The 18,961-nt window shown below is 48.1% G+C and carries 22 protein-coding genes; all 22 read right to left on the reverse strand.

The features are described 5' to 3' along the window. Positions 1-2 precede the first annotated feature (2 nt). The 22 genes from fliK to H8Z76_RS07335 all read right to left on the reverse strand — a co-directional run bounded on the left by fliK (position 3) and on the right by H8Z76_RS07335 (position 18,924). Positions 3-1,796 carry a flagellar hook-length control protein FliK gene (gene fliK / locus H8Z76_RS07230; protein ID WP_186982058.1) on the reverse strand — a complete coding sequence of 598 codons (1,794 nt, stop codon included), beginning with the start codon at positions 1,794-1,796 and terminating at the stop codon, positions 3-5. A gap of 12 nt (positions 1,797-1,808) precedes the next feature. Further along, a complete protein-coding gene (locus H8Z76_RS07235) occupies positions 1,809-2,567 on the reverse strand; it encodes a ribonuclease HII (protein ID WP_022514312.1) in 759 nt (252 codons plus the stop codon). 18 nt (positions 2,568-2,585) lie between these two features. Beyond that, entirely contained in the window at positions 2,586-3,452 is an 867-nt protein-coding gene (ylqF, locus tag H8Z76_RS07240) for a ribosome biogenesis GTPase YlqF (RefSeq protein ID WP_186982059.1), read from the reverse strand. A 16-nt stretch (positions 3,453-3,468) separates the two neighbouring features. After that, entirely contained in the window at positions 3,469-4,056 is a 588-nt protein-coding gene (gene lepB, locus H8Z76_RS07245; RefSeq protein ID WP_022514310.1) for a signal peptidase I, read from the reverse strand. Between the two features lie 67 nt (positions 4,057-4,123). Beyond that, complete coding sequence (rplS, locus tag H8Z76_RS07250; protein WP_022514309.1) at positions 4,124-4,477, reverse strand: 50S ribosomal protein L19; 354 nt, start codon at positions 4,475-4,477, stop codon at positions 4,124-4,126. Between the two features lie 94 nt (positions 4,478-4,571). Further along, positions 4,572-5,267 (reverse strand): 4'-phosphopantetheinyl transferase family protein, encoded by a 696-nt coding sequence (locus H8Z76_RS07255; protein WP_186982060.1) that lies wholly within the window; start codon positions 5,265-5,267, stop codon positions 4,572-4,574. Further along, positions 5,264-5,977 (reverse strand): tRNA (guanosine(37)-N1)-methyltransferase TrmD, encoded by a 714-nt coding sequence (gene trmD, locus H8Z76_RS07260; RefSeq protein WP_186982061.1) that lies wholly within the window; start codon positions 5,975-5,977, stop codon positions 5,264-5,266. The genes H8Z76_RS07255 and trmD overlap by 4 nt, the downstream gene beginning before the upstream one ends. 11 nt (positions 5,978-5,988) lie before the next feature. Further along, positions 5,989-6,510 (reverse strand): ribosome maturation factor RimM, encoded by a 522-nt coding sequence (rimM, locus tag H8Z76_RS07265; protein WP_186982062.1) that lies wholly within the window; start codon positions 6,508-6,510, stop codon positions 5,989-5,991. Between the two features lie 89 nt (positions 6,511-6,599). Continuing rightward, positions 6,600-6,830, reverse strand: coding sequence for a KH domain-containing protein (locus tag H8Z76_RS07270; protein WP_022514305.1), 231 nt, complete (start codon positions 6,828-6,830; stop codon positions 6,600-6,602). Positions 6,831-6,857: 27 nt separating this feature from the next. Next, complete coding sequence (rpsP, locus tag H8Z76_RS07275) at positions 6,858-7,100, reverse strand: 30S ribosomal protein S16 (protein ID WP_022514304.1); 243 nt, start codon at positions 7,098-7,100, stop codon at positions 6,858-6,860. Positions 7,101-7,166: 66 nt separating this feature from the next. Further along, positions 7,167-8,531 (reverse strand): signal recognition particle protein, encoded by a 1,365-nt coding sequence (gene ffh, locus H8Z76_RS07280; protein WP_022514303.1) that lies wholly within the window; start codon positions 8,529-8,531, stop codon positions 7,167-7,169. A gap of 1 nt (position 8,532) precedes the next feature. Beyond that, complete coding sequence (gene ylxM / locus H8Z76_RS07285) at positions 8,533-8,877, reverse strand: YlxM family DNA-binding protein (protein WP_022514302.1); 345 nt, start codon at positions 8,875-8,877, stop codon at positions 8,533-8,535. Between the two features lie 102 nt (positions 8,878-8,979). Continuing rightward, positions 8,980-9,528, reverse strand: a complete 549-nt coding sequence (locus H8Z76_RS07290) for a hypothetical protein (protein WP_186982063.1) — start codon at positions 9,526-9,528, stop codon at positions 8,980-8,982. 33 nt (positions 9,529-9,561) lie between these two features. After that, positions 9,562-10,773, reverse strand: coding sequence for a threonine ammonia-lyase (gene ilvA / locus H8Z76_RS07295; RefSeq protein ID WP_147618636.1), 1,212 nt, complete (start codon positions 10,771-10,773; stop codon positions 9,562-9,564). Position 10,774: 1 nt separating this feature from the next. Then, on the reverse strand, positions 10,775-11,737 hold the full coding sequence (ftsY, locus tag H8Z76_RS07300) for a signal recognition particle-docking protein FtsY (protein WP_147618541.1): 963 nt from the start codon (positions 11,735-11,737) through the stop codon (positions 10,775-10,777). 23 nt (positions 11,738-11,760) lie between these two features. Continuing rightward, the gene (gene smc, locus H8Z76_RS07305; RefSeq protein WP_186982064.1) at positions 11,761-15,321 is read right to left on the reverse strand and encodes a chromosome segregation protein SMC; all 3,561 of its coding nucleotides are present in this window, start codon (positions 15,319-15,321) and stop codon (positions 11,761-11,763) included. Positions 15,322-15,343: 22 nt separating this feature from the next. Continuing rightward, entirely contained in the window at positions 15,344-16,024 is a 681-nt protein-coding gene (gene rnc / locus H8Z76_RS07310; protein WP_022515004.1) for a ribonuclease III, read from the reverse strand. 111 nt (positions 16,025-16,135) lie between these two features. Next, positions 16,136-16,369: an acyl carrier protein gene (gene acpP, locus H8Z76_RS07315; RefSeq protein WP_022515003.1), complete on the reverse strand. Its 234-nt coding sequence runs from the start codon at positions 16,367-16,369 to the stop codon at positions 16,136-16,138. Positions 16,370-16,383: 14 nt separating this feature from the next. Further along, positions 16,384-17,409: a phosphate acyltransferase PlsX gene (gene plsX, locus H8Z76_RS07320; RefSeq protein ID WP_147618539.1), complete on the reverse strand. Its 1,026-nt coding sequence runs from the start codon at positions 17,407-17,409 to the stop codon at positions 16,384-16,386. Positions 17,410-17,491: 82 nt separating this feature from the next. After that, entirely contained in the window at positions 17,492-18,139 is a 648-nt protein-coding gene (locus H8Z76_RS07325) for a YesL family protein (protein ID WP_022515001.1), read from the reverse strand. A gap of 76 nt (positions 18,140-18,215) precedes the next feature. After that, complete coding sequence (rpmF, locus tag H8Z76_RS07330; protein WP_147618537.1) at positions 18,216-18,395, reverse strand: 50S ribosomal protein L32; 180 nt, start codon at positions 18,393-18,395, stop codon at positions 18,216-18,218. A 4-nt stretch (positions 18,396-18,399) separates the two neighbouring features. Continuing rightward, positions 18,400-18,924, reverse strand: coding sequence for a YceD family protein (locus H8Z76_RS07335; RefSeq protein WP_022515000.1), 525 nt, complete (start codon positions 18,922-18,924; stop codon positions 18,400-18,402). Positions 18,925-18,961 lie beyond the last annotated feature (37 nt).

Below are 18,961 nucleotides of genomic sequence, written 5' to 3' on the forward strand. Positions count from 1 at the left end.
TCTTATGCCCTCATATCAAAAGAATACCGGTGTACCATTCCGCCCGCCGGCTTGTCCCGCTTTAGGAAATCATCCACAAGATCCACTTTCTTTTCTTCATTTTCCACATCGATCCTGCACTGATATCCCAGTTTTTCCAGCTGCTGCTGCAAGAGCGGCACATGCGCCTCCACCACCTGATAGGATGCCTCATCCGACAGATAAAATCTGGTTCCCACATTTTTTCCATGCATCTTTACCGAGACATCGGTGGAACCGAGATGTTCCATATCAAGATGCAAAAATGCGCTGAGCTCTCCGTCCTTTTCCGCAAGCTTCCTTTTATTGGTGTATACATACAGATCTCCCTTTGCATTCTGATGCGCCATCTTAAGCGGGATCTGCATATAAGTATAGGTCTGGTTTAAGACATTCATGAAATTGATGTTATTTGAAAGATCCGATGCCGCCTGCGCGGTCTGTGTGTTTCCGCCCGCTTCCGCAAGGATCTGCGAAAGCTGTCCCATCTGCCGATCCACCCGCGCGTAAAATTCGTTCATTTTCCCGGAATCTCTGATATCCTGCGGCTTTAAGAGCCACTCTTCCTCGAGGGCACTGCGGAGCACCTGCTGGTAAGACTTTCCAGCAAACAGTTTTCGCACCACATGTTCCCTGCCGTCTCCGCCATCCGCAAGCAGCCCGCTCAATTCTGCCAAAAACTGCTTTGGCGTAAGTTTGGAAATGTCTGTATCTTTGCCCGAAAGTTCTGCGTATACCGACTTTAAGTCCTCTAACTGCGCCGGATCCAAGACCGCCGCCAGTCTTGCCGGCATGCCAGCTTCCGCGCCACCAGGCTGTGACGTCTGTGCGGCCGTCCCGGTCTCTGCAATCGTTTCTGCTGCCTGTGCGGTCTGCGCTGTTCCATTCTCTGCTGCTGCTTCCGTGGTCTGAGCTGCTCCGCTTTCTGTTACCGTCTCCGCCGCTTTTGCAGTCTGTGACGCTCCATTCTCTGCACCTGCTTCCGTAGTCTGCGCTGTTCCGGTCTTCGCCTCTCCTGCCACCAGTTCCACCTGCGGCGTCTGTGACGCTTCCTGTCCCTTTACCGTCACACTGCCCGCGGTCTCTGTATCCGCGAGCATTGCCGTGATCTCTTTATGAAACGCGATCGCATCGGAAACCGACATTGTTTCGTTCCCCGCCATCTCCGGCAGTGTCTCGAACAGTGTGTTCAGCTCCTTCATCATCGCATTCTGGTCTGTCTTATAATTTTCAAATGCAGCCGCGTTTTCCTCTGTGACCGGAAGCCCGAGTTTGGTCATCTCAACCAGCGTTGCCGGCGCAACATTCGGGTGGCTTCCCGACAGGCGCACCATTGCCATCAGGCTGCTCTTGTCGATCGGCATCTGCTCCTGCATCATCGTATTGACCAACGTCAGGTTTTTATCATTCACATTGAGCCCCGCAGCATCGAGTGCCTTTAATAAGGTAGGATTTCCCTCCGGTCCGGTCTGGAACGGACGGATCTCAATCTGCATGCCGTTGTTGGATTTCACCTGAAAGAACATGGATTCCCCGACGTTTAATGAAACACCGGCGGAAAGCCGCGCTGACACGTTTCGCCCGTCGCTTAACCCGAGCAACACTTCTCCGTTTTCCATCTCATTGACGGTCGCCTCAAAAACGCTCCCTGCCGGCAGCATGCGCATTGCCTGTGCCAGTGTCGGATTCGTGCCTGATACGCCGGTCGCATTTCCGGTTCCCTGTGAATTTACCGCTGTATTTCGATCATATTGTCCAAAAAGATCCGATATCTGCATAAACATCCATCCTTAAACAAAATTTTTGATAAAAGACGCGCGGTGAATCGGTGTCGGCCCGTATTTTTTAAGTGCCGCAATGTGCTCCGCCGAACCATAACCCTTATTCGAAGCAAAATCATACTCCGGCATGATCCTGTCATACTCCACCATCAGGCGATCCCTGGTCACTTTTGCCACAATACTTGCCGCCCCGATCGAAATGCTCTTCGCATCTCCCTTAATGATTGGCACCTGTTTTATGTCAACCTGTGGGATCGTAACCGCATCGTTTAATAATATATCGGGTTTTACCGCAAGATTCCTTATAGCTTCCCGCATTGCTTCGTAAGTCGCCTGCAGAATATTGATCTCATCGATCCTGGCAGGGCCTACCATACCGATTCCGACCGCGACCGCTTTTTCCATGATCTCATCATAGAGCATTTCACGCTTTTTTGCGCTCAGTTTTTTGGAATCGTTGATATACAAAATATCGCAGTCTTCCGGCAGGATCACCGCTCCCGCCACGACCGGTCCCGCAAGCGGGCCTCTGCCGACTTCATCGATCCCGCAGATATATCCGTAACCGGCATATTCTTTCTCATATTTTTTCAGCGCTTCGATCCTTGCTTTTTCCTGTTCCAGCTTTTCGATACGCTTTTTTGCCTGCGCGATCAGCGTCTGCACGCCGCTTCTTTCATCCAGACTGTACTTTTCTATAAAATCAGGCAACAGATTATCCTCTGCTGCCTTTAATTCTTCCCTGATCTCTCCGATTTTCTTTTCCATGCTGTTCCTCTTTTGTCTTTATGCATCCTGCTCCGGGCTCTCTAACGTCAATGCGCCCAGCTGTCCGCTTCTGAATTCATCGATCACGAGTGCCGCCGCCTTGCTGTAGTCATACTCATTGCCCTTTTTTATGCATTTGCGGTTGACCGCGATCTCCTCTAACACCTTCGCTGCCGCGTTTTCGCCCTCTGCGGCTTCTTCCGCCACTCCGTAGCGGGCATGCAAAACGCCCGGATACTCCTCTAACATATACTCAATAAACAGCATTGCCAGCTCATCAATGTTTAGGATCTCATCCTTGATCGAGCCGATCCACGCCAGCCGCATTCCGACCTTCTGATCCTCAAATTTCGGCCAGAGAATACCCGGCGTGTCAAGAAGCTCCACGTTTTTATTGAGCCGGATCCACTGTTTTCCTCTCGTAACACCCGGTTTGTTTCCGGTCTTGGTACACGCTTTTCCCGCAAAGGTATTGATAAAAGTCGATTTTCCGACATTCGGGATCCCAACGACCATCGCACGCACCGGACGGTTCAAGATCCCGCGCTTGCGGTCTCTCTCCGTCTTTTCCCTACATGCCTCCGCGATCACGTTCTGAACCGATTTCATCCCGTTCTTTTTTCTGGAATCCAGTTTTACCGCATAAAAGCCTCTGCCTTTAAAATAATCCATCCACTGCTCGGTCTTCTTATCATCCGCAAGATCCGCCTTATTCATCAGGATCAGACGCGCCTTGTTCTTTCCTAGCTCATCAATGTCCGGATTGCGGCTGCTCATCGGTATTCTGGCATCGACCAGCTCAATGACCAGATCGACCAGCTTCATATCCTCCTGCATCATCCGCTTTGCCTTGGTCATATGACCCGGATACCACTGAAACTGCATACTTCATCCTCCTGTTTTACTTTATAAATCCAAACCGGTCTCCCGTGGATATCACAAACCACGCTTTTCCGATAATATATTCCCGTTTGATATTTCCGATATTCGCATACCGGCTGTCCTCACTGTTATTGCGGTTATCCCCGAGCACAAAATATTCATCATCGCCCAGCGTAACTGCATCCGCCGCAAGCCCCGCGTCTTCGATCGATGCGACATCGACCTTTTCCGTAAACTCTGTTCCGTTTACATAGATCCTTCCATTCTTAATCTGTACGGTATCTCCCGGAACGCCGATCACACGCTTCACATAATAATGTGATTTTTCATTTCCGTTTGGGAGAAATACGATGACATCATTTGCCTTTGGCCCGATCACCTTATACATAAAACGGTTGACCAGGATCTGATCCCCGTTTTCGAGCGTCTCCGACATAGACTGCCCCACCACGCTGGTACGCATTCCGATAAAATACACCAGCACAAACGCCATCATAAGCACAATGGCAATCTCAATGATCCAGGAAAAAATCTCTTTTAACAGCGGGAAATTCACATCTTTCTTCCTGCGGTTAAAATCCAGTCCTGTCCTTCTGTATCTTCTCATGCCGCTTTCCTCATAAAACAATAAGAGGAACAATTCACACTTTGAAATTGTCCCTCTCTCGCATTTCTTATTTTACTAATTCTTTTACTTTCGCTTTCTTACCGATACGTCCGCGTAAGTAATTCAGTTTCGCACGTCTTACTTTACCATGTCTTACAACTTCGACTTTCTCAACATGCGGAGAATGTAACGGCCAGGTCTTTTCTACGCCGACACCGTTTGAAAACTTTCTTACAGTAAAAGTCTCGCGGTTGCTTCCGCCCTGTCTCTTTAATACAGTTCCTTCAAAAACCTGAATTCTTTCACGGTTTCCTTCTTTGATCTTAGCGAATACCTTAACAGTATCACCAACACGGAATTCCGGTACTTCAGCTTTTAACTGTTCTGCTTCAATGCTCTTAATAATTTCACTTGCGTTCATTTTGTGACCTCCTGATTCTTTTGATGTTCTTAATACAATTTGTAACAGAGGACCATCGCGTTTATTTCACAACTATCCAATCTTACCATACTATTTACAGCTTGGCAAGACTTTTCTCACTAATTTTTTGCCATGCGATCTGTTCCGGGAAATCCGCTTCCCCCGCGCAGACCGTGATCCTGCAGTCTGCCCTCTCATACTCTTTAAAAAAGACCTCTGTGTCCCGCTTATGCGCCGGCAGATCCTCCGGTTCAAGCACCAGAAACTGATCGAGACGCATGGTCAGGCCATCGCCGTTCCTTTTCGCAAAGCTTTCCTTTCTCGTCCAGAGCCTGCAAAAGGCTTCCGCTTTCTTTGGCTGTGCCTCCAGCCATGCAGATTCTTCCGGCGCAAAGAAGCGTTTCGCGAGCTGTAACGCCTTCACATCCTCACGCACGCACTCTACGTCGATCCCGACCGCGCCTCCTGTGCTGTATGCGCACACCACATAGCCGCCGGAATGGGAAAGGTTCACATCCACCCTTGTCCCATCGGAAAGATAAAGCAGGCGCTTCCCGTGCGCTCCCGTCTGAAAACGCGCAGTGCGCTCTGTCATGCCATGTTTTCGCAGCACCTGATCGAGCAGCCAGCCTGCGGCTATGCTCTGCCGCCTTGCATCTTCTTTTTTGCACCTGCGGATCTTTTCCAGCCGGTAATCCGAAAACAGTCCCACATAATTCTGCTCCTGAAAGAGCATCTCCCATGCCGGGGAATCCTGCGCGTTCCCGTCAAGCCCATAGACTTCGATCATAAATTCTTTCGCTCTTTCTCGGAAAGCTCCGCCCACTTTAGCAGATCCGGTCTGCGCTCCTTGGTGCGTAAAATCGACTGTTCCCTGCGCCACGCATCCACTTTCGCGTGATCGCCGGATAAAAGGATCGGCGGGACTTTTTTCCCGTGCCACTCCTCCGGTCTGGAATACTGCGGATACTCGAGCAGACTGCCCTCAAAGGATTCCGTACTGCCGGATTCCTGATTGCTCAGCACGCCCGGCACCATGCGGGAGATCGCGTCCACCATGACCATCGCCGGAAGCTCGCCGCCGGTCAGCACATAATCTCCGATCGAGACATAATCCGTCACGATCTCCTCAAGCACACGCTCATCAATGCCCTCGTAATGTCCGCAGAGCAGGATCAGATCTTCCTCTTTTGCGTATTCCTTTGCCATTCCCTGATGGAACGTCGGTCCCTGCGGGGTCAGATAAACCGTCCGCGGACGATAGCCGATCTTCGTAACGATCGCCTGCCACGCGTCATAGATCGGCTGCGCCTGCATGACCATACCCGCTCCGCCGCCATATGGATAATCGTCCACTTTCTTGTGGCGGTCAAGCGTATAATCTCTGATATTGACCGCTTCGATGGATAAAATACCCTTTTCCACCGCGCGTCCGATGATGCTTGTGTTCAGTCCCTGCTCCACCATGTCCGGAAACAGGGTCAGTATATGAAATCTCATAATAACCTCTTTTATTTCTTATTGATATCCCGCAGTCCCTCCAACAGATGAAGTGTCATCACTCCGCCTTCGATATCCACGTTCTTTACGCAGTCCTTGATGGCCGGGACCAGAAGCTCGTCCTCCCCGTCTTTCTTAATGATGTAAACGTCATTCGCGCCGGTCTGCAGCACATCTTTGATCGTGCCGAGCTCCTCGCCCTCTTCGGTCACTGCGCGCATCCCGATCAGATCGGCAATAAAGTATTCATCTTTTTTTAACTTGACTGCATGTTCTCTTGTCACATAAAGGCTTTTGCCTTTATATTTTTCAATATCATTTATATTATCGATTCCCTTGAACTTCAAAATAACCAGGTTTTTAAAAAACTTCACCTGCGCGATCTCCAAAGGCAACTGTTCTTTTCCGGTATCCAAGATTACTTCTTTTAATTTTTTAAAGCGGTTTGCGTCATCCGTTGTCGGAAATACCTTGACTTCACCGCGCACGCCATGTGTTGTGGTGATCACACCTACCTGCAATAAATCTTCCAACCCATCTTCCTCCTGCTTTTCCCGATATCCAATGAGGGCACTGTAAAATATCCTGTCCATGCGGCTATTTTACAGTGCCCTCATTTTCATTACTGTACAATTTCTACAATAACTTTTTTGTTTTCTTTTGAGGCTGCTGCTTTCACTACAGAACGGATCGCTTTCGCGATACGTCCCTGTTTGCCAATTACTTTACCCATGTCGGTCTGCGCGACACGCAGCTCCACTACAAGGGCTTTGTCATTTTCGCTTTCAGTAACAACTACTTCATCCGGATGATCTACCAGTGATTTTGCAATTACTTCCACTAATTCTTTCATTACATTCACCTCACAAATCCCAAATGATTATTTTACGATACCGGTAGCTTTGAAAATTCTGTTTACAGTAGCGGTCGGCTGTGCGCCGTTTGCTAACCATTTCTTTGCCAGTTCTTCATTTACATGATATTCACTAGGATCTTTTGTTGGATCATAAGTTCCGATTTCCTCGATGAATCTGCCATCTCTTGGAGAATTCGCATCTGCTACAACGATTCTATAAAAAGGAGCTTTTTTCTGTCCTAATCTTCTTAATCTGATCTTTACCACTTTCTTTCACCTCCTTGCAGGGTATTTCTATCAAAATCAACAGTTATCTGTTGGATTCTGCAAATCTTAAAACGGGAATTTCATTTTCCCGAAGCCGCCGAGTTTTCCTCTGCCGCCTTTTCCGCCGAACATGCCCGGCATCTGTTTCATCATCTTTTTGGTCTGTTCAAACTGCTTGACCAGGCGATTGACCTCCGCGATATCCACACCCGCGCCCTGCGCGATCCGGCGTTTTCTGCTCGGATTTAAAATGGATGGATTGCTGCGTTCCTTCGGTGTCATGGAGTAGATGATTCCTTCCACACGCGCCATCTGTTTTTCATCGATCGCGCTCTCGATCTGTGAGAGCTGCGCGCCGCCGATCCCCGGCATCATGCCGAGCACCTTGGAGATACCGCCCATTTTTTTCATCTGGTTCATGGATTCGAGATAATCATCAAATCCAAACTCAGCCTTTTTGAGCTTCTGCTCCATCTTTTTGGCTTTTTCCTCATCGAGGTCTTCCTGCGCCTTTTCAATGAGCGTTAAGACATCACCCATTCCAAGGATACGGGATGCCATACGATCCGGATAAAACTGCTCGAGATCGGAAAGTTTCTCACCCATACCGACATAAAGGATCGGCTTTCCGGTTACCGCACGGATCGACAATGCCGCTCCGCCTCTGGTATCACCGTCCAGTTTGGTCAGGATCACGCCATCGATCCCGATCTTTTCATCGAAAGTGCCTGCGACATTCACGGCGTCCTGACCGGTCATCGCATCAACGACAAGGATCGTCTCTGTCACCTCGATATTTTCTTTTATCTCAACGAGTTCCGCCATCATCTCTTCATCTACATGAAGCCGTCCGGCAGTATCGATGATCACTACATTAAATCCGCCTTTTGCGGCATGTTCCATCGCGGCTTTCGCGATATCCACAGGACGGTTCTTATCTCCCATGGCAAATACTTCCACGCCCTGCTTCTCGCCATTGATCTTTAACTGATCGATCGCAGCCGGACGGTAGACATCACAGGCAACCAAAAGCGGTTTTCTGCCTTTTTGCTTTAACTTTCCGGCGATCTTCGCTGTCGTGGTCGTCTTACCTGCACCCTGAAGACCTGCCATCATGAGCACGGTGATCTCGTTCGACGGCTTTAACAAAAGCTCTGTCGTCTCAGATCCCATGAGTTTTACCATTTCCTCATTTACGATCTTAATGACCATCTGTCCCGGATTCAGACCGTTCATAACATCCGATCCGATCGCGCGTTCCTGTACCGACTTTGTAAACTGTTTTACCACCTTGAAGTTTACATCCGCCTCAAGAAGCGCCAGCTTGACTTCCTTTAACGCTGCTTTGACATCATCCTCGGTCAGGCGTCCCTTGCTCCGCAGATTGCGGAATACGTTCTGCAGTTTTTCTGATAAACTGTCAAATGCCATATTACAGCTCCTCTAATATCTCATTGGATAAATTCTCTATCTCGTTTAAAATCTGATCTTCCGGCTTTTCATGAAACTGCTTTGCCAGAATATGGATCTTTGATACTTTCTGCTTCGCGGAAAGGAACTTCGCTACCAGATGTAACTTCTCCTCGTAGCCTTCGAGCGTCCGGTTACAGCGTCTCACCATATCATGCACGCCCTGTCTGCTGATCCCCTCGTCCTTCGCGATCTCGCCAAGGGAGAGATCATTAAATACAAAATCTTCATATATCCTGCGCTGATGTTCGTTCAAAAGCTCTCCGTAAAAATCATACAGATAAGCCTGTTCCAGCTTTTCTTCCATATCCGACTCCTTATCTACGAACCTAGTGTATCATACAATAAAAGAAGCAGGGTGTCAAGTGTTTTTTCTTTACACCCTGCTTCTTTTTTGAAAAAGCTGCATTTAATGGAATAAATAAGCCAGTTCCACGATTCCGCCTGCCAGCGAAAGCAGCGAGAACGCCCCTGCCGCCACCTCGATCTTTCCTTCATGCAGAAAGAAATTCGCGGTGGAAAAGGTAAATACAAAGGCAAGCAGGGCGAACGGCAGGAATTTCACAGGCGCGAAAGGCACATGACCGATCCACGCGACGAAAACCGCCGCTCCAAAGCCCGCCGCAAAACAAAGAAGGAGAAGGATCACGAAAAAGATCCGGTTTTTAAAAGACGGTTTCTTTTCACTCCGCATCTCGACTTTGGCAATCTTCTTTTCCGCTTTTTTCGCCAGTTTTGCGTTGCGCGCGTCCTCTTTTTCCAGCTGTTTTCTTCTTTTTTCTTCCAGCTCGCGCCCTTTCATCTCTTCCTCAAACGCGGCTCTCTGCTGTTTTAAATCTTCTTTTTCCTGTTTTTTCCGCTCTTTTTCCCGGAGCTTTTCTTCCCTGCGTTCCTGTCTTGTTACCTTTTCTTCTTTCGGCCGTTCTTCCTCAAAAATGTCTTCGCTTCTTCCAAACATTCGCTGCCCTCCGCCATTTTCTTTCCAAAAAACTTACAGATTTGCCTGAACTACTTTCGGTTTGTAACCGTTTCTCTCCAGTGCACTTATAATCTTGTTCTTGTGATCGGTTCCAAACGATTCCATCGTGATACGGAGTTCTACCTGCGCGGTACGGTTTGTTGTAACGAACTGATTGTGCTCCAGTTTTACTACGTTACCCTGCTCTTTGGCGATCGTATCCGCCACCTTGCAGAGTTCACCCGGCTTATCCGGAAGCAGTACCGATACGGTAAAGATACGGTCACGGAAAATAAGTCCCTGCTGTACGACCGATGACATCGTGATCACATCCATGTTTCCGCCGCTTAAGATGGAAACCACACGTTTGTCCTTCACATTCAGATGCTTTAACGCGGCAACCGTAAGAAGACCGGAATTTTCCACGATCATCTTATGATTTTCCACCATATCAAGGAAAGAAACGACTAACTCATGATCTTCTACGGTAATGATATCATCCAGATTTTTCTGAAGATACGGGAAGATCTTTGATCCCGGTGTCTTTACCGCGGTTCCGTCCGCGATCGTGTTGACGTTCGGAAGCGTCGTCACTTTTCCGGAAGCCAGGGACGCCTTCATACATGCAGCGCCCGCCGGCTCCACGCCGATGACTTTTACCTTCGGATTTAAGAGCTTGGCAAGTGTGGACACACCGGTCGCAAGTCCGCCGCCGCCGATCGGAACGAGGATATATTCCACAAGCGGAAGTTCTTTAAAGATCTCCATCGCGATTGTTCCCTGTCCGGTCGCAACCGCCGGATCATCGAACGGATGCACGAACGTATAGCCCTTTTCCTCGGCAAGCTTTAACGCATACTCACAGGCTTCATCATAAACATCCCCGTGAAGGATCACCTCTGCGCCATATCCTTTGGTGCGGTTTACCTTGATAAGCGGTGTCGTCGTCGGCATAACGATCACTGCCTTGACACCATAACATTTTGCCGCGTAGGCAACGCCCTGCGCATGGTTTCCGGCAGATGCCGTGATCAGCCCCTTCTTTCTTTCCTCATCGGAAAGTGTGCTGATCTTATAATAAGCGCCGCGCACTTTGTACGCGCCGGTATACTGCAGATTTTCCGGTTTTAAATAAACCTTGTTTCCACTCTGTCCGCTCAGATACTCGCTGTATACAAGCTTTGTCTCCAACGTTACTTCTTTTACTTTCTCACTTGCTTCCTCAAACTTATCCAATGTCAACATCTTAATCATTTTCTCCTTCCTCGTGTTCCTGTGCTCCCTCACCACGGTCGAACAGCGCGTTCACAAATTCTTCCGGGTCAAACTTCTGCAGATCATCGATCGTTTCACCGACACCGATGTATTTCACCGGGATCTGTAATTCGGACTGGATCGCCACTGCGATTCCGCCCTTTGCCGTTCCGTCCATTTTGGTCAGGATGATTCCGGTCAGATCCGTCACTTCCGCGAACTGTTTTGCCTGTGCGAGCGCGTTCTGTCCGGTTGTGGCATCCAACACTACCAGTGTCTCACGGTATGCGTCCGGATATTCTTTTTCCAGGATCCGGTTGATCTTTCGCAGTTCTTCCATCAGGTTCTTCTTGTTGTGCAGTCTTCCTGCCGTATCGCAGAGAAGGACATCCGCGTTTCTTGCTTTTGCCGCCGCAACCGCGTCATAAATGACTGCCGCCGGGTCGCTTCCCTCCTGGCCGCCGATCATGTCCACGCCGGCACGGTTCGCCCATTCTTTTAACTGTTCTCCTGCCGCCGCGCGGAATGTATCCGCCGCCGCAAGTACCACTTTCTTTCCCTGCGCCTTTAATTTTCCCGCAAGCTTTCCTACAGATGTTGTTTTTCCCACACCGTTGACACCAACGATCAGTACCACCGACTTTTCTTCCTCAAACCGGTACGCGGTCTCTCCCACCTGCATCTGTTCTTTGATGCTTTCGATCAGAAGTTCCTTGCACTCATCCGGCTTCTTGATGTGGTTTTCCTTCACCTTCTGCTTTAAGGATTCCAAAATATTTTCTGTCGCGGAGACTCCGATATCTCCCATGATGAGGATTTCCTCGATCTCTTCGTAAAAATCCTCATCGATCTGAGAAAAGCCGCCAAACACCGCGTCTATCCCGGATACGATATTATCTCTTGTCTTGGTCAGTCCCGATACGAGACGACTGAAAAAACCTTTTTTCTCTCCCATCTTCTGCCCTTCTTTCTTTTTTGCTACTGTTCCAGATCATTTTCAATCAGATTTACCGATACCAGCGTGGAAACGCCCTTTTCCTGCATGGTGATACCATACAGACGATCTGCCGCATTCATGGTTCCTCTTCGGTGCGTGATCACGATAAACTGTGTATTTTTCGTCAATTTATGCAGATACTGCGCAAAACGGTCTACGTTTGAATCGTCGAGCGCCGCCTCGATCTCGTCCAAGAGACAGAACGGAGACGGTTTCAGATTCTGGATCGCAAACAAAAGCGCGATCGCCGTCAGCGACTTCTCGCCACCGGAAAGCTGCATCATGTTCTGGAGCTTCTTTCCCGGCGGCTGCGCGATGATACGGATGCCGCATTCCAGGATGTCCTCATCCTCCACCAGTTCCAGGGTTCCCTTTCCGCCACCGAAAAGGTCCTTAAACGCCTTGTCAAATTCATGCTGGATCTCTGCGAATTTTTCTGTGAACTGCTTACGCATTCCGCTGTCCAGATCCTCGATCACGCCGATCAACGTCTTCTCGGCTTCGATCAGGTCATCATGCTGGTTTTTCAAAAACTCGTAACGCTCGGAGAGTTCCTTGTAATCCTCGATCGCATTGACATTGACATCCCCGAGTTTGCGGATCTCCTCTTTTAACGACGCGATCATCTTTTTTAACTGCGGAAGATCCCCATACTCCTCCCTGCGCAGTTCTTCTGCCGCATGAAGTGTCAGTTCGTATTCTTCCCACATATAATTGTTCTGGTATTCCTGTGCTTCCTCGAGTTTTTCCCTCTGGGCATTCAAACGGAAGATCTCCTTGTCAAGTTCTCCGACGCGTTTGGTGATATCCTCGCGTTTCTGAAAGAATCCCTTATATTCCGCAGACATCTCTTCTTTTTTTGCCTGATCTTCTTTTAACTGCTTCTCCAGATCCGCATGGCTGCCATCCGAGGCAAGGATCGTCTTTTCGATCTCCTCGATGTCGTGTTTTTTCTTCTGGACATCACCTTTTGCCTCTTTTGCCTGATTTTTCAGGGAATCCGCTTCTTCTTTCAGATGCGCGATCTCCCGGTCGATACGTCCGGTATTTTCCAGGATAAATTCTTCCTTCTGTAAAAATCCTGCCTCTTCCATCTGGATCTTCGCCGCTTTTTCCTTCGCGGCATCTTCCGCTTTGGTCTGTTCCTCTAACACGCTCTGGAGCCGGTTGTTTTCCTCTCCGATCTCCTTTTCGCGTTTTGCCATGACTTCGATCTCGTCTGTGATCTTTTCCTTGTTTTCCGCAATCTCCGCGATCTGCGCCTCGATCTCTTTGCTCTCGCGTCTCAGACCTGCATAGACATTTTCGCTCTCTTCCTGTCTGTCCTTTGCGCGTTTTAAATTCATTTCCGCGGTGTTCTGTGCAAGATACTGCTCCTGCAGTTTTACTTTCGCGGACTCGATATCCTCAGCAAGAAGCGCCTGCGCGGTCTTTATCTCTTCCGACCTTGCCCTGCAACTTTTGATCTGTGCCACCAGCTCTTTCATGCTCTGTTCAAGCGTGTCGATCTCCCGCTTTCTTCCAAGCAGATTGCTGTTATTTTTAAACGCTCCACCTGCCAGCGAACCGCCCGGGCTTAGATATTCCCCTTCCAGCGTGACGATATGTAACGAATACTGGCTTTTTTTCGCCAGTGCCAGTGCATGGTCGATCGTGTCTGCCACAAGCACCCTGCCAAGCAGATAGGAAAGCACACCCGCGTATTTTTCCTGCGTCTGCACCAGCGTATTCGCGAATCCGAGGATTCCTTCCTCCGCCAGATACTTCTCGTTTTTGGAATTATCTTTTCCGCGGACACTGGTCAGCGGCAGAAATGTTGCGCGTCCCAGACGGTTTTTCTTTAAATAACCGATCATCCGCTTCGCGGTCGTCTCATCCTCCGTCACGATATTCTGGATATTTCCGCCAAGCGCTGTCTCGATCGCGGTCTCATACTTTTTATCCACTTTAATGAGATCCGCCACAACGCCAAGAAGTCCGGCTTCGTTCTCTTTTTGTTCCATCACTTTGCGGATACTGTTTCCGTATCCCTCGTAACGCTCCGCGATGTTCTTTAACGATTCCAGCTTCGACTGCTCCTTGTGGTAGGAAAGTCTCGCCGTATCCAGCGTCTCGTTTACTTCCCGCTGTTTTTTCTTCCATTCCGCAGCTTTCTGCTCCATCTCCTGCATGGAAGTATTTAAGCCCGAGATCACCTCACAGGTCTTTTTATATTCTTCCTCATACTGCCCGAGGACATTCTTTAAATCATTTTCCTCGCTCTTCCGCTCCAAAAGCCGCTTGGTGAGTTCCGCCTTGCGGATGTTAATCTGCTCTAACATCGTATCGTAACGCTGTTGTCCCGCTTTGATCGATGCCTTGTTATTTAAAAGGGCAATGATCTCGCTCTTGCCCGCTTCCATGCGTGCGCTGCACTGCGCGATCTCATCCCGGATCTTTTTTAAATCCTCTTCCGCCTGCCGCCGCTTCGCGCCGGTCTCTTCAAGCCCCGCAGCCAGTTCTTTTTTCCGCTCCTCGTAAGTTGCGCGCTCCGCCTGCTTTGCTTCCTTCTCCCGCTCGATCGCGTCCAGACGGCTCTTTAAATGCTCATCGGTAAGTTCCGCCGTGTGGATCTGTTCACGCAGGACATTGATCTGCCCTTCCAGCTTTCCTTTCATAACGCTGGTGTTACTCAGCTGATCCTTGGTCTGGTCGATCTTTTCATCAAGCGCTTCCATCTCGCGTTCCAGCTTCTCATACTCGGATTTAATGCCCTCGTAGGATTCATTCGCCTCTTTTAACTCGTCATCCGCGATCCGGTACTTACCGGCCACTTCTTTTTGCTGTTCCTCGATCCTCTTTGTTTCCAGAAGAAACATATTGACATCGTAAGTTTTCAGTTCTTCTTTTTTCTGAAGATAGATCTTCGCGGTTTTCGCCTGTTTTTCCAGCGGAATAACCTGGCGCTCAAGTTCCGACAAAATGTCATTGACACGGACAAGGTTCTCCCGCTCGTCCGCCAGCTTTTTCTGCGCCGCAGCCTTTCTGCGCTTAAATTTTACGATTCCTGCCGCTTCGTCAAAAAGTTCTCTCCGTTCCTCCGGCTTACCATTTAGGATCTTTTCGATCTGACCCTGTCCGATGATGGAATATCCCTCTTTACCGATACCGGTGTCATAAAACAGTTCGTTGACATCCTTAAGACGGCACGGATTTCCATTCAAAAGATACTCGCTCTCGCCGGAGCGGTACACGCGACGTGCTACCGTGACCTCCGCGAAATCCACTGCCAGCTTGTGATCCGAATTGTCCAGTGTGATCGCGACATACGCATAGCTTAACGGTTTCCTGTTCTCGGTTCCCGCAAATATGATATCCTGCATGCTGGCACCACGAAGCTGTTTTGCGCTCTGCTCACCGAGCACCCAGCGCACGGCATCCGCGACATTACTCTTTCCACTGCCGTTTGGCCCCACAATGCCGGTAATTCCGTTATGAAAATCAAAAACGATCTTATTGGCAAAGGATTTAAAGCCGTGTACCTCAATACTCTTTAAATACATATTCTCTCCCGTTTCCTGTCTGTTACTTTTTCAGTTTCAGCAATGCCTGATAAGCCGCTTCCTGTTCCGCCGCTTTCTTTGTGTGTCCCTCGCCCTTTCCGATTAGCATTTCTCCGATCCAGGCCTCGACCATAAAGTGTTTGTCATGATCCGGTCCTTCTTCCCCGACAAGGCGGTAACACAGTTCCTCCTTGTAGGATGCCTGCACTACCTCCTGAAGGATAGTCTTGCTATCATAAAAGAGCTGCTTATGTTCAATATCCGTCAGAATAAATTTTAAAATAAACTCTTTTGCACTAGCAAAACCACCGTCTAAATAAATGGCACCGATAACCGCTTCAAGCGCATCCGAAAGAATGGACTTGCGTTTTCTTCCGCCGGTCATATCTTCTCCCTTGCCAAGCAGGAGATAATCGCCAAGATTCAGCTGTCTGGTACAAAACGCCAGTGTCGGCTCACAGACCAGGCTCGCGCGCATCTTCGTCAGATCGCCTTCCGGCAGTTTCGGGTAATTTAAGTATAAAAACTCACTTGACACGATCTCAAGCACCGCATCTCCCAGAAATTCGAGACGTTCATTGTCCGATCCCTTTTTCATATGTTTTTCATTGGCATAGGAACTGTGTGTCAATGCCTGTGAAAGCAGTCCCGGTGTTTGAAACTGATATCCGATCACCTCTTGAAACTCTAATTGTTTTCTCATCTTCTTCTCCTCACCGCAGTAATTTCTCTTCTATTATGAAACGAAAGATAAAGCCCTTCTAAAAGGGCTTTATCTTTCGTCTCTCTGATCCGCCAAAAGAATCCAGCGCGATTAGTTGTTTAACGCATTTTTGATCTGCTCTACCGCATCTGAAACGGTAACGATCTTTTCTGCTTCTTCATTTTCGATCTCGATATCGAATTCTTCCTCTATTCCCATAATGATCTGGAACACATCCAGGGAGTCTGCTCCCAGATCATCCACAAATGTTGTGTCCATTGTGATCTCATCTTCATCCACATTTAATACTTCCGCAATAATTTTTTTTAACTTTTCGAATTCCATACGTCATTTCCTTTCTATGCTTCTGTCTTTTCCTCAGAAACTATAATATTTTTTTTGATCTTTCCATTGATATCTTCATTCTTAAATGTGACACACTGAATGATGGAGTTGGTTACCTCCATTGCCTTTGCACTGCCGTGTGTCTTTACGACCAGTCCGTTCAGACCAAGCAGTGGTGCTCCGCCGTATTTGGAAGCGTCAAACTCTTTTAACGTCTTTTTCAATGCCGGAAGTGCCATTGCCGCTCCGATCTTGCTTGTCACACTGCTCATCATGCCCTGCTTTACGAGGCTGATCAGTGTAGAGCTGAGCCCCTCATACAGCTTTAAGATGACATTTCCCACAAACGCTTCACAGACAATTACATCCGCTCCGCCATGCGGGATCTCTCTGGCTTCGATCGAGCCAACGAAATTGATATCGGTACACGCCTTGAGTAACGGAAATGTTTCTTTGACTAACGCATTTCCCTTATCTTCCTCTGCCCCGATATTTACGATCGCCACTCTCGGATTCTTGATCCCAACTACATGTTCCATGTAGATCGAACCCATCTTCGCGAACTGCACCAGATGGGAAGGACGCGCATCCACATTGGCTCCGCAGTCGATGAGGAGTGAAACGCCGCTCTCGGTCGGGATGATCGGCGCAAGCGGCGGCCGCTCGATCCCACGGATCCTTCCGACAATAACCTGTCCGCCGACTAAGATTGCTCCGGAACTTCCTGCTGAGACAAACGCGTCTGCCTCTTTGTTTTTTACCATATTCATTCCCACTACGATCGAGGAATTTTTCTTTTTACGGATCGCATTGACCGGAGGCTCGGCAGTTTCGATAACCTCTTCCGCATGTACGATTCCGATCTTGTCTTCCGGATACTGATACTTTCCTATCTCTTCCTTAATGACATCTTCCTGTCCTACCAGGATCACTTTTATGTCGTCCCGCATATTGACTGCGTCGATCGCACCTTTCACCATCTCGCCTGGCGCATGATCTCCGCCCATCGCGTCTAATACTACTGTCGTGATCTCCTGCATGTTCTCCCTCCTTACGGACTGCTGTCACATATCTATATCAAAATATACTATATCTTATTCTATAAATCAACCAAAAATAAATCTAGTATTCACGGTTGCGTTCATCCTCAGACTCACGGTCTTCCTCGGACATGTACTTTCTGAAAATGCCTTCCATGATATAACTCTTGATCCACATGTAAAGTCCCGGAAGCAGAACGATCAGAAATCCGAATAAATAGAGCAAAACCGCGCATCCTACAAACATTGCAAATACCAGAAGTGTCTTAGGCAGATGTGCAAACGCCAACAGCAGCGCATTTTTCATGATCGCCTTTGTCGTATTCGCGAAACGTCCGATATATGGGAAAACATATACCGCCCACATGATCACGAACGCGAGTACGATCGTAAAAAAGATATAGATCTTGCCAATGCCATATCCCGCAGCCGCAAATTTCCACATTACATAGGTATCAAAGCACATTAACAATGTCAGTCCGAGTGTCACCAGCCAGACGATCGTAGACTGTTTGAAATTGGCGCGGAACGCCCCCCAGAAATCTTTCCAGACATAACCGCGGTTATGTTTTAAGACCTTGTTTGCCGTGTAATACAGCGCCGTATTTGCCGCGCCGATCGTAATGATCGGAATGCAGGCAAGCAGCCAGACGATGCTCAGGTAACATACATTGAAAAACTTATCCAGTCCCTGCATCAGTTTGTTGTCATAATTAAAAATATCACTCATATAAAATCACCTTTTCCATTATATTCCGAAAGTAAAAAAGGAGTGTTTTTTCAAACACTCCTGATCTCCCCACTGATTAGTCCTGAGGGATAATTTCTTTCTTGTTATAAGAACCACAGTTCTTGCAAACTCTATGAGGCATCATTAAAGCGCCGCATTTGCTGCATTTTACTAAATTTGGAGCAGTCATCTTCCAGTTTGCTCTTCTTTTATCTCTTCTTCCTTTGGAAGATTTGTTCTTTGGACAAATTGACATCTGGTTACACCTCCTTAAATTTGTTAAAGATATCCTGGATAGCGGCCATTCTTGGATCCAGCTCTGTTTTCTGGCAATCACAGGTCTGCAGATTCAAATTCACACCGCATTTCCTACAAATTCCTTTGCAATCTTCTTTGCACAGAACCTTCGTCGGCCAGTTAACCATAATCTCACCATAGATAAGTCTATCTACATCCAGATCAAATCCATCCACATAATCGTCTTCCTCGCCGTCCTCCTCCGAAACAGGCTCGCCGCCGATCGGAAGCTTTCTGGATACTGAAATGTGAAAATCCGTATCCACCGGTGTCAGGCAACGGTCACATGGTATTTCAAGCGTCACATCCAACTCAGTCTCGATAAGCAGATGCTTATTTTCCTCATTCGTAAGCTGTAACGTGAATGGCGTTTTCTTGATGATCGGGAAATTACCTAATTTTGAATCAAAAGAGGTAAGATCGATTTCCACTTCTTTTGTAACACTTTTGTTTTCATTCGAAACAATGTCTGTTATATCTACTTTCATGATACTCTCCTAATCACACTCAAACAATTATACATAC

Source organism: Roseburia yibonii, from assembly GCF_014297335.1.
Taxonomy (GTDB): Bacteria; Bacillota; Clostridia; order Lachnospirales; family Lachnospiraceae; genus Roseburia_D; species Roseburia_D yibonii.

Coding starts and splice junctions, on each gene's coding strand:
- fliK (WP_186982058.1), bottom strand. CDS start 1,796: ATGCAGATATCGGATCTTTTTGGACAATATGATCGAAATACAGCGGTA.
- H8Z76_RS07235 (WP_022514312.1), bottom strand. CDS start 2,567: ATGGAAAAGAAAATCGGAGAGATCAGGGAAGAATTAAAGGCAGCAGAG.
- ylqF (WP_186982059.1), bottom strand. CDS start 3,452: ATGCAGTTTCAGTGGTATCCGGGTCATATGACCAAGGCAAAGCGGATG.
- lepB (WP_022514310.1), bottom strand. CDS start 4,056: ATGAGAAGATACAGAAGGACAGGACTGGATTTTAACCGCAGGAAGAAA.
- rplS (WP_022514309.1), bottom strand. CDS start 4,477: ATGAACGCAAGTGAAATTATTAAGAGCATTGAAGCAGAACAGTTAAAA.
- H8Z76_RS07255 (WP_186982060.1), bottom strand. CDS start 5,267: ATGATCGAAGTCTATGGGCTTGACGGGAACGCGCAGGATTCCCCGGCA.
- trmD (WP_186982061.1), bottom strand. CDS start 5,977: ATGAGATTTCATATACTGACCCTGTTTCCGGACATGGTGGAGCAGGGA.
- H8Z76_RS07270 (WP_022514305.1), bottom strand. CDS start 6,830: ATGAAAGAATTAGTGGAAGTAATTGCAAAATCACTGGTAGATCATCCG.
- ffh (WP_022514303.1), bottom strand. CDS start 8,531: ATGGCATTTGACAGTTTATCAGAAAAACTGCAGAACGTATTCCGCAAT.
- ylxM (WP_022514302.1), bottom strand. CDS start 8,877: ATGGAAGAAAAGCTGGAACAGGCTTATCTGTATGATTTTTACGGAGAG.
- H8Z76_RS07290 (WP_186982063.1), bottom strand. CDS start 9,528: ATGTTTGGAAGAAGCGAAGACATTTTTGAGGAAGAACGGCCGAAAGAA.
- ilvA (WP_147618636.1), bottom strand. CDS start 10,773: ATGTTGACATTGGATAAGTTTGAGGAAGCAAGTGAGAAAGTAAAAGAA.
- ftsY (WP_147618541.1), bottom strand. CDS start 11,737: ATGGGAGAGAAAAAAGGTTTTTTCAGTCGTCTCGTATCGGGACTGACC.
- smc (WP_186982064.1), bottom strand. CDS start 15,321: ATGTATTTAAAGAGTATTGAGGTACACGGCTTTAAATCCTTTGCCAAT.
- rnc (WP_022515004.1), bottom strand. CDS start 16,024: ATGAGAAAACAATTAGAGTTTCAAGAGGTGATCGGATATCAGTTTCAA.
- acpP (WP_022515003.1), bottom strand. CDS start 16,369: ATGGAATTCGAAAAGTTAAAAAAAATTATTGCGGAAGTATTAAATGTG.
- plsX (WP_147618539.1), bottom strand. CDS start 17,409: ATGCAGGAGATCACGACAGTAGTATTAGACGCGATGGGCGGAGATCAT.
- H8Z76_RS07325 (WP_022515001.1), bottom strand. CDS start 18,139: ATGAGTGATATTTTTAATTATGACAACAAACTGATGCAGGGACTGGAT.
- rpmF (WP_147618537.1), bottom strand. CDS start 18,395: ATGTCAATTTGTCCAAAGAACAAATCTTCCAAAGGAAGAAGAGATAAA.
- H8Z76_RS07335 (WP_022515000.1), bottom strand. CDS start 18,924: ATGAAAGTAGATATAACAGACATTGTTTCGAATGAAAACAAAAGTGTT.